Below are 16,493 nucleotides of genomic sequence, written 5' to 3'. Positions count from 1 at the left end.
TCTTATTATCCGACTGTTACTGGCCTGTGACGATCTTCGTCCAAGCGCGGGTAACAACGCGCTGGGTCTTGGTGTCATATGGCGTCGGCACAAACAGCTTCTTCAGCACTTCGGCACTCGGATAAATTGCCGGATCTTCAAGAATTTCCTTGTCGATGAATTCCTGCGAAGCCTTGTTGCCATTCGCATAGAACACGAAATTCGACGCTTTGGCTGCCACTTCCGGACGCATGATATAGTTCATGAATTCAAGCGCTTCAGACACATTCTTCGCATCTGCCGGGATCGCCATCTGGTCGAACCACATCAGAGCGCCTTCCTTAGGAATCGAATAACCGATCTCTACGCCCTGCTTGGCTTTTTCAGCACGGTCGCGGGCCTGGAAGATATCGCCCGAATAGCCAACGGCCATGCAGATATCGCCGTTAGCCAGCGCATTGATATATTCCGACGAATGGAACTTGCGGATATTCGGACGAATCTTGAGATAAAGTTCCTGCGCCTTTTCAAGATCTTCCGATGATGGTGAATTTGGATCAAGCCCCAGATAGTTCAGCGCCGGACGCAACATTTCGCTGGCTGAATCCAGCAGGTAAATACCGCAGCCTTTTAGCTTTGCCGACTTTTCCGGATCAAAGAGCACATCCCACGAGTCAATCGTATCGGTGCCGAGCGCTTCCTTGATCTTGGCCTTGTTATAGCCAATGCCGGTCGTACCCCACATGTAATTGATGGAATATTCGTTACCCGGATCATAGGTCGCAGCGCGGGTCGAAATTTCGTCCCACATATTCTTGAGGTTCGGCAGTTTGTCCTTATCAAGTTTCAAAAACACGCCTGCCGGGATCTGACGGCCAAGGAACTCACCTGACGGCACGACGAGATCGTAACCGCTACCACCTGCGAGAAGCTTGGTTTCGAGAATTTCGTTGGAATCATAAACGTCGTAAACGACCTTGATACCCGTTTCCTTGGTGAAGTCCTTAAGGATCGAGTCGTCGATGTAATCCGACCAGTTATAGATATTGACTACCCGCTCCTGCGCGCTTGCGGGAAATACGGTGACGCTCACAAGGCAAGACGCCATAGTTGTCGCCAGAAGAAAGGATTTCATCCTCATCGCGTTCTCCATTCTGCACCGTCATTCCCGGCACAGCTCAAGGGTGGGTAAACTGTTTCAGTTGCTACCTTTTTAGATTGTGCAGCATTCGTCAACCGGCTGATGACAAGACGAACATAAAAAGTTGTGGTGCACACGCTTCGAGCCGAAATATTGTAGCGCTACTGGAAGTCAAAAGCTGAAAGTCCCGCCACCATTTCATCAAGCCCTAATGGACGAGTAAGTGGCGGTTCGGCGCGGGTGATGCAGCCCTGTCTTTCACACAGACGACAGGCCGGGCCGATCTCCGTATTGCCAGCCTTTGAAAGTGAAGCGCCATAGACCGTGTCGCCCCCCGCTTCCAGCGCACAACCGAGCAGTAGCGCCGTCCGTCTTGGGCGTTCGCTGAATGCACCCTGCGGCCCCTCCAGCGTGCGGGCAATTGTCAGGAAAGCCGAGCCGCCCGGCAGTTCCGCCGGTTCAACCAGCACCTGCCCGGCCTGCGCGAAAGCTGAATAGACCGGCAGCTTCGGGCATTGTCCGCCGAAGCGGGTCGGAAAGCCCTCGGCTCCTGCAACGCGCAGTCGATTGCCTGCATGATCGATTTCCATCACGAAGAAGGGCAGCGCACTTGCCCCCTGTCGCTGCAAGGTAGTCAGCCGGTTTGCCGCCTGCTGGAATGAAACCCCGAAACGCGTGCGCAGCACATCGACATCATAACGGGCCCGCACAGCTGCATCGCGAAACTGGCGATAAGGCATCATCAAAGCCTGCGCCGCATAGCGCGCCAGTTCGAACCGCGCGATGCGTTTGGCCTCGCCCGACGACAGTTTCAAGCCTTCCGTCTCTGCGCCGATCACAACCTGCATCCGGATCAACGCCGCTTCCATGGCAATTTCCTGCAACTGATCGAAGGGCGACAGACGCTCCGAAATAAACAGCCGCTGCGAATGCCGGTCATAACGCCTGCGCCAATTGGGCATGGTGGCGACCGGCAGCGTGCGAACCGTGATGCCATGTTCGCGCCGTAACCATTCTTTCAACGCACCCGACAAATCACCTTCCGGCTTAAGCAATGCGTAAAAGCTCTCCGCCTCTTCCTCGATACGCGGATAATGATTGGCGCGCCGCGCCATCACATCGCGCACTTCATCGAGCGGCAGGCGCGTCGCGGAAAGATCAGCCCCGCTTCCCTCATGCGACAACAATTGCGACAGATCAGACAAGCGCTGCTGCTGCTCGCGGTAGGCACGGTAAAGCTTCATGATGCCGACGGCAGCATTGGGCGCGGCCTCACCGATTTCGACCAGCTCCTGATCGCCCGGCAGCTCACCGGTCAGAAGCGGATCGGAGAAGACTTCCTTCAGGCCCGTAATCGTGGAGCCGCTTTCAGCTTGAAGACTGTCGAGATCGAGCTTGTAAACACTGGCGAGCTTCAGCAGAAGCTGCACCGTCAGCGGTCGTTGATTGCGCTCAATCAGGTTCAGGTAAGACGGCGAAATGCCGAGCGCCTCGGCCATTGCCGTCTGGGTCAAGCCCCGCTCGTTGCGGATGCGCCTGATGCGTGGGCCGGCAAATATCTTGCGTTCGCTCACCTGTTCCTCCCGTCCCATAACAGCAATTTTACAATTCATGACAAAATAGCTGTAAAGTTCGACTTTGACAAGATTTACAAATTTACAGTGCCATCCAGTCAAAACTCCGACAGCATTACCTCAATTATAAGCTCTTTTTATTGGTTTTTCTGGCGCTTCAATAATCTCGATTGTAAATCTGGTCACAGAAAGAGCACAGACAAATCGCTCTTCCCAAACCAGTCCAAAGTGTGAGGAGACACCGAAATGACAGATTTTTACAGCCTTATTCCTTCGACACCAAAGGGTCGCTTCGACGGCATCGAGCGTGCACATACGGCCGAAGATGTAAAAAGGCTGCGCGGTTCGGTGGAGATCAAGTACTCGCTCGCTGAAATGGGCGCCAACCGCCTCTGGAAGCTGATTCATGAGGAAGACTTCGTCAATGCGCTCGGCGCGCTTTCCGGCAATCAAGCCATGCAGATGGTTCGCGCCGGTCTGAAGGCGATCTACCTCTCTGGCTGGCAGGTTGCAGCGGATGCGAATACGGCATCGAGCATGTATCCAGACCAGTCGCTTTATCCGGCCAATGCCGCCCCGGAACTGGCAAAGCGCATCAACAAGACGTTGCAGCGTGCCGACCAGATCGAAACCGCCGAAGGCAAGGGACTTTCGGTCGACACCTGGTTTGCCCCCATCGTTGCCGATGCTGAGGCAGGTTTCGGTGGTCCGCTGAATGCTTTCGAGATCATGAAAGCCTTCATCGAGGCAGGTGCGGCTGGCGTGCATTATGAAGACCAGCTCGCTTCGGAAAAGAAGTGCGGCCATCTCGGCGGCAAAGTTCTGATCCCGACGGCAGCGCATATCCGCAACCTCAACGCGGCGCGCCTGGCGGCAGACGTGATGGGAACGGCAACGCTGGTTATCGCCCGCACGGATGCGGAAGCCGCCAAGCTTCTGACCTCGGATATCGACGAACGCGACAAGCCTTTCGTCGATTACGATGCAGGCCGCACGGCTGAAGGCTTCTATCAGGTGAAGAACGGCATCGAGCCATGCATCGCCCGTGCGATTGCCTATGCGCCTTATTGCGATCTGATCTGGATGGAAACATCCAAGCCCGATCTCGAGCAGGCTCGTCGCTTCGCGGAAGCCGTGCACAAGGCACATCCGGGCAAGAAGCTCGCTTATAACTGCTCGCCGTCGTTCAACTGGAAGAAGAACCTCGACGACGCCACTATTGCCAAGTTCCAGCGTGAGTTGGGCGCGATGGGCTACAAATTCCAGTTCATCACGCTGGCCGGTTTCCACCAGCTCAACTTCGGCATGTTCGAACTGGCACGCGGTTACAAGGACCGGCAGATGGCAGCCTATTCCGAACTGCAACAGGCGGAATTCGCAGCCGAAGCCAACGGCTACACCGCGACCAAGCATCAGCGTGAAGTCGGCACCGGCTATTTCGATGCCGTGTCGCTCGCAATCACCGGCGGCCAGTCTTCGACCACCGCCATGAAAGAATCGACTGAAACAGCACAGTTCAGACCGGCTGCTGAATAACAGCCCGGCGACAAACAGGAGGAATAGTTCCATGAATTCGCCAGCACGCGTCAAGGAAAGAGCAGAAGAACAATCTTCAAGCATGAGCACCGATCAGCAGACCGTTATCCGTATGCTCGCCAACGATCTGCATCGCCTCAACTACACCGTCATGAAGGCGGTCGAGGCTGGCGTCTCCGTGGAACTGGTCCGCTCCGCCCGTCATCATGGCGGCGACGGCAACTGGGGCGATCTTCTGATCCCGGTTATCGTCACCCACGAAAAAGGATGACGCACTCAGCAATTACCGTCGCCACCATGTTCCTTCATTTTGTGTGCCTTCGGCAGCACGGGAACGGCGACGGCAACTGGGGCGATCTTCTGATCCCGGTTATCGTCACCCACGAAAAAGGATGACGTTCTCAACAATCACCGTCGCCACCGCCATGTTATTCGCCTCAGCGAAACTACGGCGATGGAAACAAACAAGCGAAAAGCCACACTCCGGTCGTTTCATTCAAAGAGCATATATTAGAACTTGATATAACAGCTCATTCATGCTCGACTGCCCGCATTGACCTCCCCGGCTGGCTCTGCCAGTCGGGTTCTTTTTTACATAAGTAAGTAATCTTTGGGCTGCGGCATGTCTGGCAAATCGGTTTCACCCATAGCTTCGCGCAAATTGATCTCAATTGTATCCGCGATCGCGCCAATCGGCAGATCATTGGGCAGCGTACCGAATGGCTCTTCGAGTTCATCCCCCAGAGCATCTAGGCCAAAGAAGGTGTAGGCGACCAGAGTGGTCGCAAAAGGCGTCCCCCAGCCGAGCATATCGGCAAAGCCAAAGGGAATGAAAAAGCAGAACAGATAGGCTGTGCGATGCAAAAGCAAAGTGTAGCCAAAAGGAACCGGCGTAAAACGCAGACGCTCAGAGGCGGCCTGCACTTCCGCCAGACCATTCACTGATGCATTAAACGTCTGAAAATCGATGACATCAATACGCCCTGCGCCGCGCAGTTCCGCAAGCGTCTCGCCAATCTTGCGCAGGATGAGATCAGGTCCGTTACGGCTTGCATCAAAAGCTTCTTGTTCGTCAGCGGTCAGCCACTTGCGCGCCTTCGTTTGCCCATCACCGGGACGAAGATGCGGCACCATAGACTGCGTAAATGCTATAACATAGCGAAGCAATTTCTCGCGTGTGTCGTCCATCCCCGGCAGGTGATCGAGAACCAAGATCTCACGGGCAAAACCCCGCGTAACATAAACCAGCTTGCCAAAGACTTTGCGTGCTTCCCACCAACGGTCGTAGCAGGCATTGTTGCGAAAACCGAGGAAGATGGAAAGCGCAATACCGAGCAGCGCGAATGCCGTACCATTATTGAATGCTGGCACCCAACCCGGAAAGGCGCGATGCGCCCAGACGACGACAAGCGATAGCGCAAAAACCGCAAAAATCTGCGGCAATATCCGCATGACGATGGAACCTTTGAGGATGAAGAACAGCTTCCACAAGGGCGGGCGCGGGCGAACGATCATTGCATTTGTCCAGAAGACGATTGGGAGCACAGCCTATACTCCCAATTTTCTTCAGTCCGCCAGTCCTACTTTAACAAATGTTCCAATGCGTCCCACGTTTCATTTTTTGTCGGCACCCCCATGCCGCCTTTCTGGCGTTCGGCATTCCGGTTAAGCCTTGCAAAGACCACTTGCTTGCCATCTTTTTCGGCCCAGCCAACATACCAGCCAAATTGACGGCTGCGGTCGATTTTTCCCTGTGCGTCGCGCTCAACACTGGAGCCCGTCTTGCCATGCACCGTCCACCCATTATCAAGCTTCTCGATTGGCAATATGCTCATCGTTTTTTCTGCAGTCTGAGCCGAGACCGGTAATTGTTTGGCAAGCAATTTGCGCAGGAAAGCGACTTGTTCTTCCGGTGAAATTTCAAGCGACGAACTGATCCATGACTGCGTCAGGCCATTATTTTTGCCCTTATCACCGGACAAATCCCGATTGCCGTAATCAAAGCTGTCTGTAAATTTCTGGAAGCCCTTAATTCCAAGCTTTTTCGTCAGCTCACGCGAGAACCACACAACAGACTTTTCTTCCCACCGTGTTGCATCTGTATCCTGGCGCCAGAACTCAAGCTCAGCCTTATATTCGTTCTTGTAGGGCCAGACTGGATCATGCCCGTCTTTCAAAATTCCGCTCTCAAACCCCATGACGGCCAAAGGAACTTTGAAAGTCGAAGCCGGGCTGATGCGGGTTGCGCAGCCCTCACCTTCCTTTGTCAACACCTTACCGCTGCCAGCCTCCACCACCAGCATACAAGCCATAGTCTTTTCATAGGCGTGCGCTTGCACGCCCAAAAGTGGCAGAATAGCAAGCGATACCGCCGCCAGACGGGTAGCATCGGCTCTTCTTTTCAGCATCAGAACACTCCTCACAATGACCGACTGCAACCTATTTTAGCAATCATGGCAAAACGATAGCAAAGGCAAATCCATCCCCGAATTTACTTGCTCCTTTCCGCAAAGCTTCATTTGTCAACGCGATCTCGCACAGCTATCATACCGACATACGAAATCATTTTTTGGTGTTGGATGTCTGCTGATACGACGGAAAAGAAGGTAACGCGTGCGCCGCGTCGCCGTACGCCTGTTTATGTCAAATCGCTTCGCGGCGTGAAGAACTGGAAACAAGCCACAGAATGGCTGGCATGGCGCGACATCGAAGACATCGAATGCATCACCCCCGATCAGGCTGGCGTTGCCCGTGGCAAGATGATGCCATCGAAGAAGTTCACGTCGAACACCTCACTGGCCCTGCCATCAGCCGTGTTCATGACCACGATTTCGGGAGATTACCCGGAAGACGGTCATGGCTTCCAGTATCCGGAAGACGACGGCGATCTCAGGCTTTTGCCCGATCTTTCAACCCTCTCCGCAGTGCCGTGGGAATCCGATGCGACAGCACAGGTTATCTGCGATCTGGTTTATCAGGATGGACGTGCAGTCGAGTTCACCCCGCGCAATGTACTGCGCTCGGTAGTCGCTGCTTATAATAAGCGCGGCCTCAAGCCAGTTGTGGCACCGGAAATCGAGTTCTATCTGGTACGCAAGAACCCGGACCCGGATTACCCGCTGACCCCTCCAGTCGGCCGTTCCGGTCGCGCCATTGGTGGCGGTCAGGGCTATTCGATTGCGGGCGTCAACGAGTTCGACGAATTGATCGACGACATTTATCATTTCTCCGAAGGTCAGGGTCTTGAGATCGATACGCTGATCCACGAAGAAGGTGCTGCTCAGCTCGAAATCAATCTGCGCCATGGCGATCCGGTCGAACTGGCCGATCAGGTCTTCATGTTCAAGCGCACAATTCGCGAAGCAGCTCTCAAGCACGACATGTATGCAACATTCATGGCCAAGCCTATTCAGGGCCAGCCGGGTTCTGCCATGCATATCCACCAGTCGATTGTCGATAAGAAGACTGGGCGCAACATTTTCTCCAACGAAGATGGCACTGAAAGCGAAGCTTTCCGCCATTTTATCGGCGGCATGCAACGCCATGTGCCCAACGCACTGGTCATGTTCGCGCCCTATGTGAATTCCTATCGTCGCCTTACACCGTCTGCTTCGGCTCCGGTCAATGTGAAGTGGGGTTATGACAATCGCACGACTGCATTCCGCGTACCGCGCTCAGAGCCGGGCGGTCGCCGCGTCGAAAACCGGATTCCATCGTCTGATGCCAACCCTTATCTCGCACTTGCGGCATCACTGGCCTGTGGTCTGATCGGTCTGGTGAACAAGATCGAAGCAGATCAGCCGGCATCGACCAGCGTCAACACCAAGGAAATCGACCTGCCACGCGGCCTGATTGATGCGGTGGAATTGTTTGAAAACGATCAGGAATTACGAAACCTATTCGGCAGTTCATTCGTCACAACATATGCGGCGATCAAGCGTGCCGAGTTCGAAACTTTCATGGAAGTCATCAGCCCGTGGGAGCGTGAGTTCCTGCTGCTCAACGTCTGACCGGTTCCACATGCCATATCAGTCCCCAATCTCGCCCGGCTTTTCTTGGTACGAAGCGAGCGTTCCAGAACGTCCTCAATATCCTGAACTTGATGGTGCCCGTCAGGCAGATGTCGTCGTCATTGGCGGCGGCTATACGGGGCTTTCAGCGGCTTATTATCTGGCAAAACAGGGAGCCGACGTCGTTCTGATTGAAGCTGCTCGCTTTGGCGACGGGGCTTCAGGGCGCAATGGCGGGCAGTTCGGTACAGGCCAGCGGACATGGGCTGAAGATCTCGAAAAGCAATATGGCTTTGAACGTGCGAAAGCACTGTTCGATGTTGCGGAAGAGGCCAAGACGCATCTCCTCGGCTTTGCGCGCGAACATAATATCGACATGGAATATGTGCCCGGCCAGATCTCTGCCGTGCACAAGCCGCGTTATCTCAAGCACTATCAGGACCATGCGGAACTGATGGCAACGCGCTTCAACTACCCGCATATTCGTTACGTCGGGCAGGAGGAAATGGCCACGCTTCTTGGCTCAAACCGCTATTATGGCGGGGTCTATGATGCCGGCACAGGTCACATTCATCCGCTCAAATTGCTGATTGGGTTGGCCAGAGTTGCCACTGAGGCCGGTGCACATATTTTTGAGAACACCAAGGCCACAAAGATCAGCATGGTAAGCGGTCGTATCGAAGTGCAAACACCACGAGGCACGATTTCAGCAAAGAACGTGTTTCTCGCCGTAAATGCTCACGGCGGCGATCTGGAGCCTACAAGTGCAGCCCATGTCATGCCAATCCGATCATTCATTGGCGCGACAGCGCCTTTGGGCGATGACAGCCCGGTTATTCCCGGCGGAGAATCGGTTGATGACTCGCGTTTCGTTGTACGCTACTTCCGCAAATCCAAAGATGGCCGCCTGCTGTTCGGCGGTCGCGAGGCCTATACGGCCGACAATCCGCGAGACATCAGCGAACATATTCGCCGACAGATCGCGGAAATCTATCCAGCGCTGGACAAGGTAGAAATTACACAAGCCTGGGGTGGATCAGTTGGTATAACCATGCCGCGCCAGCCTTTCGTGCGCGAAGTGATGCCGGGGGTCATTTCTGCAGGCGGCTACTCCGGCCATGGCGTCATGCTCGCCAACTACATGGGCAGGCTCTATGCGGAAGCCATCTCCGGCAAGCGCGAAAAGCTCAAACTCTTTGAAGAGTTGCGCATTCCCGCGTTTCCGGGCGGACGTACATTCCGTGCGCCCCTCCTCTTTGTCGCGCTATCATGGTATGCGCTGATGGATCGCATTTAGAGCGCATTTTGATCTGATTTTGGATCAGATAAGCGCTATAACCTATTCTATTTTAATCATAATCTTATCGATCCTCGTTTCACTTCGGTCGGATTACGCTCTAATAAGGCAGGCGGAACATCAGAAGATGCACCGCCCGCTGTTTTTCATGCTCTGATACTCTAAACCACACTTACTCGAGCACACTGATTTCATGAACTACGCAACGTGGTTTTCAAAAATCGAAATCGATTTTTGGGCCTATGCTGTTGCCAGTCGCTGATAGGTTTCTTCGACGACATCGCGCATAGGCAGCACACCACTCATACACAACAGAGCGTGCATATGTTCCCGCGCGCCTTCATAGCCCATGATCGGCGCGAAAGGTTTCATCATAATACTTGGTTCATCAGCATAAAGCTGCTGGTATTCTGTGAAGTTCGTGAAGCTCATATAGCTCTCGCCGCGCATCAGATATGTTTCAACCGCCACGCCTTCTGCAAAGACGACTTCGTGGCTCTCGAGCACGATGTTATAATAATCGATGGCGTCATCTTCTGAAATGCGCGCGATCGAATGCCCGTTGACCAGATCTTTTACGCGGATGAGAACGCCGTCGATAAACAGCGCATGGTTTGGCGAAAGATAAAGATCGCGCCGAGGAAGCTTGCCACCCAGCGCGTGACGCTCGATACGGATTGGCATGATGCTTTCGTTCCACTCCGCGCCGGAGCTTACAAGACATTGCCACCCAACCCATTTAACCGGCAGCGTTTCACCGCGAACCGTTTTGACCAGATCGCCTATAGCCAGTTTTTCGACTGGTATGGGTCCTTTTGGTGTATCGATGAGCGTGCCTTTGAGGAGACAATTGCTACCGGAACCGCCGCCATGCTCCCACCATTTCGTGCCCAAGGCACGTGCTGGCAGCGATGACAGGGACGAAGCCAAGGCACCGAGTGCTGCGGCTTTCGCAGCCATTCCTGCGGTAACCCCAAGAAAATGTCGTCGCGCGCGATTGCGAGGCGAGTGCGAGTTGTTATCTGCTGACATGTATCCCTCCGCTCTTCGAATCCCAGGCATCGGGCTCAAATCAGTTCGGATTTTTGCAAAGCACGATGCACCAAATCAAAAAATTGAAGCTTCAATCCATGTTGCCGGATTTTCTGCTTCAGTTGCTTCGCCCCAAGACTACGAATCTGATCTTACCTGATCAACTCACTGAAAATATTACAGCAATCCGTTCTAAAACCTCCACGAATAGACGTAGTTCATACCGCTAAAGGTGGAGAGCAAGCCTTATTTCAAGCGTTTACAGGAGAACGTCGGCACTAATCGAGATTAAGCAATCGGCTTAGTTGCCGCCACAATATATCCCCTTGATGACAGCAACGATTTAAACGCCGCAGGGCCTATTGCAGATGGGTAAGCCCATCGAGCTTGCAAAAGCTACAGTGTTTCTCGCGTCAGATGAATCGACATTCGTTGTCGGATCAGAAGTTCAGGTCGATGGAGGCGTGAGTAACCTTTGATTGATTGAACGCAGGGGGCATTCAAGTCATTGACAATGGGTCCCGGCAAGAATAGCAAAGCACCATGATTAAAGCGCTTATCAACACCCGGTCTTATTACACCCCGCTCATATAGCGGCGGGTTTGCTTTGTCATAGTTCAACCGCTGCATTGCCAGCGGTTTCGTTTGAAGACAGTGCCTCTGGCGGTCCAGCCATTCAGAGGTCAGTCTATGTCTTTCGACGAAAATCATCAGCATAAAACAATCGGCATTATCGGCTTTGGTGCATTCGGGCAGCTTATTGCCCGTTACTTGAGCCCATATTTCCGGCTGTATGCTTATGATCCGGTCGCCAGACTGGATAATGTTGCAGGCGCGCTTTCCGTAACACTTGCGACAATCGAAGATGTAGCCCGTTGCGACATCGTTATTCTGGCAACACCCGTATCAACCCTTGAAGCCGTTGTTGAAACAATTGCGCCGCATCTGCGGCCCGGCGCGCTGGTTATGGATGTCGGATCGGTGAAGGTTGGCCCCGCCAATATCATGCTCAGAGGCCTGCCGGATCATGTCGATATTATCGCCACGCATCCGCTGTTTGGCCCGCAAAGCGCACGCAACGGGATCTCTGGTCTGAAGATTGCTATTTGTCCGGTTCGTAGCACGCAAGCGCTTCGCATAGGCGCATTCCTGCGCAAGCATCTGGCGCTTGATGTCATCGTGACAACGCCCGAAGACCATGATCGCGATGCGGCCATGGTTCAGGGGCTGACGCATCTGATTGCAAAAGTGCTGGTGCAGATGGAGCCATTGCCCACGCGCATGACGACAAAGAGCTTCGATCTCATCATGCAGGCGGTGGGCATGGTGCGCCATGATGCACCTGAGGTTTTCCATACAATCGAACGTGCAAATGATTTTGCACCGCAAATTCGTCAGCGTTTTTTCGAACTGGCTGCTAATGTGAACGAAGAACTCAGTCGAGTCCCTCAGGCATGACTATGGTGTCCTGTTCCAAACCAATGATGGAAATTGAAATCATGAATCGCGATACGCTTTACCTTTTGCAGCCGGGTTTTGAGGACCCGGCCTATCCCGGTCAAAAATTCTATTGTGAGCATTGCGCCTTGATGGAAGGTGTTCTGGCTTCATTTCCTGAACTCGGAAAAAACCTAGACATCAAACGGATCGCCTGGCCACGACCGCGGCATGAAATCATTGCGCTTGTGGGCGCAGAAAACCAGTCTTTGCCTTTGCTCATTTTGGCGAAGGGTGAGCGCTCGGTCCACCAGACCGGTGAGAATGAAGGCAATGCTTTCGTTTCCGACAAGGATGCGATTCTCGCAGTGCTTGCCGAGCGGCACAGTTTCCCCAATCCGCATCCATAAAGAAAGTCGACGCCATGAGCGGCAAAATACTGATCAGCGCCTGCCTTGCGGGTCATCCGGTCCGTTACAACGGATCGGCAAAGCCGCTTGCACATCCACTTGTTGATCAGTGGCGTGCCGAAGGGCGGTTCGTGACCGTTTGTCCCGAATTGATGGCGGGCTTCAGCGTACCGCGCCTCCCTGCAGAAATCGCGGCGGGTGGCGATGGTGAATCCGTTCTTTGCGGAAAAGGCCGCGTCATTGAAGAAACCGGCGGCGATGTAACCGCACAATTTGTCGCCGGTGCTCAGGCCGCGCTTGCCGTGGCACAAGCAAATGATTGCCGCTTTGCTCTGTTAATCGATGGTAGCCCGTCTTGCGGCAGTCGCACGATCTATGATGGCAAATTCATTGGCCAGAAACATTCCGGCGCCGGTGTCACAGCTACTCTTCTTCGCAGCCATGGCATCGAAGTTTTCGCCGATACGGAAATCGAAGATCTTGGCATTCGCCTTCAAGCTTTAACTTAGCTCGCTCAAAATCCATTCGCGAAAGGCACGGACTTTGGGCATATTCTTTCGCGCTTTGGGATAGACCAGCCAATAGGCTCGTCCATCGTCGCAAAGAAGATCGAAGGGCTGGATCAATTGCCCCGATGCCAGTTCTGCCGCGTGAAATGCAGGTGTAAGGATGCCCACGCCCTGCCCGGCTGCGGCTGCTCGCCCTTCGAGATGTTGCGCACCATAACGGCTGAATGCGTTACCCTTTATTTCCGGGTTTTCAATTCCAGCCGCTTTGTACCAGATACTCCACCATGGATCGGTTGGATCAACTGCGCGAAGACGCAACAGATCAGCAGGTTCTTTAATACCTCCGACCGACTCTATAAGCTTGGGGCTGAGCATCGGTGAAAACTGCGCTTTGATGAGTTCATGCGAGATCATACCAGGCCAGTCGCCACTTCCGCTGCGGATTGCCATATCGACATTCGAGGTCGAAAAATCGACCATATCATTCGATGTATCCAACCGCACGGCCAGCGCCGGATGTTGCATCTGAAACGATCCCAGCCGCTGCACGAGCCAGTTTGACGCGAAAGTCACCACAGCGCTAATCGTCAAAACGCCCTGTGTGTCTTCACGTGCCGATGCAAAGGCCGTCCGCATGGCTTCAAAAGCTTCATTGATGGAAGGAGCCAAACGCTTGCCCAGCTCGGTCAATTCCACCTGACGCGGCTTGCGCAGAAACAGCGGTGCGCCGACACGCTCTTCCAGCAATTTTATCTGATAGCTGACGGCAGCCTGAGTCATTCCCAGCTCTTCCGCCGCACGCGTAAAGCTTGCATGACGGGAAGCGGATTCAAAAACGCGAATGGCTGAGAGCGGCGGTAAGGATGACGTCATAATGCATAAGTTCTCCTTATGTATCATAATCGACGTTCAATTGGAAAACAACGCGTTTTTCCGTCATAACTATAGGCACAGTTTAACCGACAGCCCAGCCTCCCACTAGACTGTCAACTCAGAAAAAATCGAGACCGACCATGCGTGATGTTGAGATCAACTCATCAGCGATTGCCGTTGTTTGCCCTGAAAAAATACCGGCTTCCGGCCTGTGTGCCTGGATTGCACGTTTGTTCAAGCGGAAGCCGAGCCATTACGTCATCAGCGAAAATTCGCCGGAATATCTGCTGCGCGATGTGGGCATCAAAGAAGGACGGCCATCCCGTTTTGACCGTGATGGACATAAGCTGCCCGAATGGAAATAATTATTATTTTTACGCATTATCCTATGCATCGCAGCAGGAAAAGAAATCAGTCCGGCGAACTGACTTTCCTGCGGAGGCGCTTCGCACTTTTGCTGGAAATGCTTTAGCCACAGACCACCGCAAAGCCGCGCGCTTTCAAACCCCGCCGGTCCTGGCGCAGATTATCGATCAGGCGCGATCGGCTTCCTCCCAGATGTGATGTCATCAGAGCCGTAGCCTGAGATACGTTTCCTTCTCGCACCGCATCAAGAATTGCGCGATGCTGCTGCCACGCGCGCGCCAGCGCCCCTGCATCGCGCACTTCAAGCCAGCGTGCCCGTGACAGCCGCTGCATGGCATCGCGAACACCACGGCTCAGAAACTCATTGCCCGAAAGTCGCGCGAGTTCGATGTGAAAATCCATGCCCACACGATGCCATTCCTCGCGTGTACTCGTGGTATCGCAACTGTTGAGCATTTCGGCAATTGCCTCGACGCCACTTCGATCTTCCAATGCGCAAGTGACGTTGAGAGCGGCAATCTCCAGCGCCTCACGATAAACGCCGATCTGTTCAATCTCCGCGAGATTGATCGGCGAAACAGTCCAGCCGCGCCCTTCCCGCCCGACAAGCCCTTCGGCCTCAAGACGCAAAAGTGCTGCACGGATCGGCGTGCGCGAAGCATTAAACTGCGCTTCGATCCAGCGTTCGGTCAGCCGCTCACCCGGCCCCAACTCAAGCCCGAGGATCATATCGCGAAGCTGTTCTTCGACTTGACGCATCTGTGACATTGGACCCTCAATAATTCTGGCTAGTATGGCGGACCCGAAATTCGCATCCCTGCAACGCAGCCACCTGAGCGAATTTCGGGCCCAAAGCCATACTAGTAAAGTTTTGAATCTAGCGTGGGTTACGGATTTGAAGTTCCTAAACGTGAATGCAATACAAATTGTAGGAACTTCAAATCCCCCACGCTAGCGGCTGATTGACAAGCCGTTGCGACAGGCGCATGTGTGTATTCCAATTTGGTATCCCAAAATGGAATACAAAGCAATCACGCATAAAGATACGGAACACAGTATGACCACCCAGCGCGCCACGAGCGGCGGCAAGGCCAAGATTGAAGCAGACGAAACCCATGAGCGCTACTGGAAGCAGAATCTTCTTATCTGCCTCATCGGTTCGTTCACTACGCTTGTTGCCATGTCGCTGCTGCTGCCGTTTCTTCCGCTTTATGTGGAGCAGCTCGGCGTGGCCGATCATGCCGCTATCGTGCAATGGTCTGGTATTGCCTATGGTGCAACGTTTCTCGCAGCGGCGACTGTCGCCCCGTTCTGGGGTAAACTTGGCGACCGTTATGGCCGCAAGCTGATGCTGATCCGCGCAAGTCTCGGCATGGCCATCGCTATGTCATTGATGGGCATGGTCACAAATATCTGGCAGCTGGTCGCACTCCGCCTGTTCGTCGGCGTTGCAGGCGGCTATTCGTCGGGGTCGATGATCCTTGTCGCTACCCAAACACCAAAGGACAAGACCGGCTGGGCGCTGGGTGCACTTTCGGCGGGCATTATGGGCGGCAATCTGGCTGGCCCTTTGCTCGGCGGCGCGCTTCCACCGCTGATCGGGATCCGCGCGACCTTCTGGCTGGCTGGCAGCGTGATTTTTCTCACCTTTCTTGCAACAACATTTCTGATCCGCGAAGATCGCAAGCCACCCAAGCGCAGTAAAGAACAAAAGAAGCAATCGATATGGGCAGCTGTTCCCGACCGCAGACCCGTCATTGCCATGCTTGCGACCGGCATGTTGCTGATGTTCGCCAATATGTCGATCGAACCGATCATCACCGTTTATGTGATGCAGTTGATGGATGACCAGACCAAGGTCACTCTGATTTCCGGTGTCGTGATGGCTGCGGCAGCGCTCGGCAGTATACTGTCTGCCTCCAAACTTGGCCGTCTGGCAGATCGCATCGGCCACACACGCGTCATTATCGGTGCACTGACGATCGCAGCACTCCTGCTAATCCCGCAAGCCTTCGTTACTGAAGCATGGCAACTCATCGGCCTGCGCTTCTTAATGGGGCTGGCACTGGGTGGCCTTTTACCTTGTATCAGCAGCGTCATCCGGCACAATGTTCCCGACCGTGTTGCAGGCAGTGTGCTCGGGCTTTCCGTTTCCGCACAATATGTCGGACAAGTTGCCGGTCCCGTTGCCGGTGGCTTTGTCGGCGGACGTATTGGAATGCCAGCAGTGTTTATCGGCACCTGTCTGTTAATGGCCATGGGTGCGTTTTATAACTGGATGGTTTTGCGCAGGGCTTCACAGAACTGACGTATGGCGGGAATAAGTACA

General features: G+C 54.0%; 17 protein-coding genes. 10 read left to right on the top strand and 7 right to left on the bottom strand.

Annotated features, from left to right (window positions below; translation table 11 throughout):
- Positions 1–16: 16 nt before the first annotated feature.
- Together CEV33_RS03335 and CEV33_RS03330 are read right to left on the bottom strand one after the other, a co-directional pair.
- The gene (locus CEV33_RS03335) at positions 17–1,120 is read right to left on the bottom strand and encodes a polyamine ABC transporter substrate-binding protein (protein WP_094539043.1); all 1,104 of its coding nucleotides are present in this window, start codon (positions 1,118–1,120) and stop codon (positions 17–19) included.
- Between the two features lie 161 nt (positions 1,121–1,281).
- Complete coding sequence (locus tag CEV33_RS03330; RefSeq protein ID WP_094539042.1) at positions 1,282–2,694, bottom strand: helix-turn-helix domain-containing protein; 1,413 nt, start codon at positions 2,692–2,694, stop codon at positions 1,282–1,284.
- Positions 2,695–2,940: 246 nt separating this feature from the next.
- On the opposite strand from CEV33_RS03330, the gene aceA reads away from it, so the two are divergent.
- Both aceA and CEV33_RS03320 read left to right on the top strand, forming a co-directional pair.
- Positions 2,941–4,230, top strand: a complete 1,290-nt coding sequence (aceA, locus tag CEV33_RS03325; protein WP_094539041.1) for an isocitrate lyase — start codon at positions 2,941–2,943, stop codon at positions 4,228–4,230.
- A 31-nt stretch (positions 4,231–4,261) separates the two neighbouring features.
- Positions 4,262–4,501 (top strand): SMc00767 family acetate metabolism repressor, encoded by a 240-nt coding sequence (locus tag CEV33_RS03320; protein ID WP_094539040.1) that lies wholly within the window; start codon positions 4,262–4,264, stop codon positions 4,499–4,501.
- Between the two features lie 320 nt (positions 4,502–4,821).
- Here CEV33_RS03320 and CEV33_RS03315 read toward each other — a convergent pair whose 3' ends face one another.
- Positions 4,822–5,745: a bestrophin family protein gene (locus CEV33_RS03315; protein ID WP_094539235.1), complete on the bottom strand. Its 924-nt coding sequence runs from the start codon at positions 5,743–5,745 to the stop codon at positions 4,822–4,824.
- Positions 5,746–5,810: 65 nt separating this feature from the next.
- Positions 5,811–6,638, bottom strand: a complete 828-nt coding sequence (gene blaOXA, locus CEV33_RS03310) for a class D beta-lactamase (RefSeq protein ID WP_094539039.1) — start codon at positions 6,636–6,638, stop codon at positions 5,811–5,813.
- Between the two features lie 171 nt (positions 6,639–6,809).
- Here blaOXA and CEV33_RS03305 point away from each other — a divergent pair, with 171 nt between their 5' ends.
- The gene (locus CEV33_RS03305; protein WP_094539038.1) at positions 6,810–8,240 is read left to right on the top strand and encodes a glutamine synthetase family protein; all 1,431 of its coding nucleotides are present in this window, start codon (positions 6,810–6,812) and stop codon (positions 8,238–8,240) included.
- A 10-nt stretch (positions 8,241–8,250) separates the two neighbouring features.
- Entirely contained in the window at positions 8,251–9,537 is a 1,287-nt protein-coding gene (locus tag CEV33_RS03300; RefSeq protein ID WP_094539037.1) for an NAD(P)/FAD-dependent oxidoreductase, read from the top strand.
- A 240-nt stretch (positions 9,538–9,777) separates the two neighbouring features.
- Here the strand turns inward: CEV33_RS03300 and CEV33_RS03295 are convergent, their stop codons facing one another.
- Complete coding sequence (locus CEV33_RS03295) at positions 9,778–10,569, bottom strand: Hint domain-containing protein (RefSeq protein WP_094539036.1); 792 nt, start codon at positions 10,567–10,569, stop codon at positions 9,778–9,780.
- 368 nt (positions 10,570–10,937) lie between these two features.
- Between CEV33_RS03295 and CEV33_RS24595 the strand changes: the two genes are divergently transcribed.
- From CEV33_RS24595 to CEV33_RS03275, 4 genes are all read left to right on the top strand, one after another.
- A complete protein-coding gene (locus tag CEV33_RS24595; protein ID WP_268875795.1) occupies positions 10,938–11,048 on the top strand; it encodes an SDR family oxidoreductase in 111 nt (36 codons plus the stop codon).
- A 211-nt stretch (positions 11,049–11,259) separates the two neighbouring features.
- On the top strand, positions 11,260–12,027 hold the full coding sequence (locus CEV33_RS03285) for a prephenate dehydrogenase/arogenate dehydrogenase family protein (RefSeq protein ID WP_094539035.1): 768 nt from the start codon (positions 11,260–11,262) through the stop codon (positions 12,025–12,027).
- Between the two features lie 41 nt (positions 12,028–12,068).
- On the top strand, positions 12,069–12,416 hold the full coding sequence (locus CEV33_RS03280) for a DUF3088 domain-containing protein (protein ID WP_094539234.1): 348 nt from the start codon (positions 12,069–12,071) through the stop codon (positions 12,414–12,416).
- Positions 12,417–12,430: 14 nt separating this feature from the next.
- Complete coding sequence (locus tag CEV33_RS03275) at positions 12,431–12,925, top strand: DUF523 domain-containing protein (protein WP_094539034.1); 495 nt, start codon at positions 12,431–12,433, stop codon at positions 12,923–12,925.
- Here CEV33_RS03275 and CEV33_RS03270 read toward each other — a convergent pair.
- On the bottom strand, positions 12,917–13,798 hold the full coding sequence (locus tag CEV33_RS03270; RefSeq protein ID WP_094539033.1) for a LysR substrate-binding domain-containing protein: 882 nt from the start codon (positions 13,796–13,798) through the stop codon (positions 12,917–12,919). The two genes, CEV33_RS03275 and CEV33_RS03270, sit on opposite strands and share 9 nt — an antisense overlap.
- 140 nt (positions 13,799–13,938) lie before the next feature.
- Between CEV33_RS03270 and CEV33_RS03265 the strand changes: the two genes are divergently transcribed.
- A complete protein-coding gene (locus CEV33_RS03265) occupies positions 13,939–14,163 on the top strand; it encodes a hypothetical protein (RefSeq protein ID WP_094539032.1) in 225 nt (74 codons plus the stop codon).
- Positions 14,164–14,266: 103 nt separating this feature from the next.
- On the opposite strand, the gene CEV33_RS03260 is transcribed toward CEV33_RS03265, so the two are convergent.
- Positions 14,267–14,932, bottom strand: coding sequence for a GntR family transcriptional regulator (locus CEV33_RS03260; RefSeq protein WP_094539031.1), 666 nt, complete (start codon positions 14,930–14,932; stop codon positions 14,267–14,269).
- A 289-nt stretch (positions 14,933–15,221) separates the two neighbouring features.
- Between CEV33_RS03260 and CEV33_RS03255 the strand changes: the two genes are divergently transcribed.
- Positions 15,222–16,472, top strand: coding sequence for a multidrug efflux MFS transporter (locus CEV33_RS03255; protein ID WP_094539030.1), 1,251 nt, complete (start codon positions 15,222–15,224; stop codon positions 16,470–16,472).
- Positions 16,473–16,493 lie beyond the last annotated feature (21 nt).

Origin of the sequence: Brucella grignonensis (genome assembly GCF_002252505.1) — a bacterium.
Classification (GTDB): Bacteria; Pseudomonadota; Alphaproteobacteria; order Rhizobiales; family Rhizobiaceae; genus Brucella; species Brucella grignonensis.
This window is presented reverse-complemented; position numbering and strand designations above follow the sequence as displayed.

Excerpts from the sequence above, each read along its gene's own strand:
- CEV33_RS03335 (WP_094539043.1), bottom strand. The coding sequence starts at position 1,120 with ATGAGGATGAAATCCTTTCTTCTGGCGACAACTATGGCGTCTTGCCTT.
- aceA (WP_094539041.1), top strand. The coding sequence starts at position 2,941 with ATGACAGATTTTTACAGCCTTATTCCTTCGACACCAAAGGGTCGCTTC.
- CEV33_RS03320 (WP_094539040.1), top strand. The coding sequence starts at position 4,262 with ATGAATTCGCCAGCACGCGTCAAGGAAAGAGCAGAAGAACAATCTTCA.
- CEV33_RS03315 (WP_094539235.1), bottom strand. The coding sequence starts at position 5,745 with ATGATCGTTCGCCCGCGCCCGCCCTTGTGGAAGCTGTTCTTCATCCTC.
- blaOXA (WP_094539039.1), bottom strand. The coding sequence starts at position 6,638 with ATGCTGAAAAGAAGAGCCGATGCTACCCGTCTGGCGGCGGTATCGCTT.
- CEV33_RS03305 (WP_094539038.1), top strand. The coding sequence starts at position 6,810 with ATGTCTGCTGATACGACGGAAAAGAAGGTAACGCGTGCGCCGCGTCGC.
- CEV33_RS03300 (WP_094539037.1), top strand. The coding sequence starts at position 8,251 with ATGCCATATCAGTCCCCAATCTCGCCCGGCTTTTCTTGGTACGAAGCG.
- CEV33_RS03295 (WP_094539036.1), bottom strand. The coding sequence starts at position 10,569 with ATGTCAGCAGATAACAACTCGCACTCGCCTCGCAATCGCGCGCGACGA.
- CEV33_RS24595 (WP_268875795.1), top strand. The coding sequence starts at position 10,938 with ATGGGTAAGCCCATCGAGCTTGCAAAAGCTACAGTGTTTCTCGCGTCA.
- CEV33_RS03285 (WP_094539035.1), top strand. The coding sequence starts at position 11,260 with ATGTCTTTCGACGAAAATCATCAGCATAAAACAATCGGCATTATCGGC.
- CEV33_RS03280 (WP_094539234.1), top strand. The coding sequence starts at position 12,069 with ATGAATCGCGATACGCTTTACCTTTTGCAGCCGGGTTTTGAGGACCCG.
- CEV33_RS03275 (WP_094539034.1), top strand. The coding sequence starts at position 12,431 with ATGAGCGGCAAAATACTGATCAGCGCCTGCCTTGCGGGTCATCCGGTC.
- CEV33_RS03270 (WP_094539033.1), bottom strand. The coding sequence starts at position 13,798 with ATGACGTCATCCTTACCGCCGCTCTCAGCCATTCGCGTTTTTGAATCC.
- CEV33_RS03265 (WP_094539032.1), top strand. The coding sequence starts at position 13,939 with ATGCGTGATGTTGAGATCAACTCATCAGCGATTGCCGTTGTTTGCCCT.
- CEV33_RS03260 (WP_094539031.1), bottom strand. The coding sequence starts at position 14,932 with ATGTCACAGATGCGTCAAGTCGAAGAACAGCTTCGCGATATGATCCTC.
- CEV33_RS03255 (WP_094539030.1), top strand. The coding sequence starts at position 15,222 with ATGACCACCCAGCGCGCCACGAGCGGCGGCAAGGCCAAGATTGAAGCA.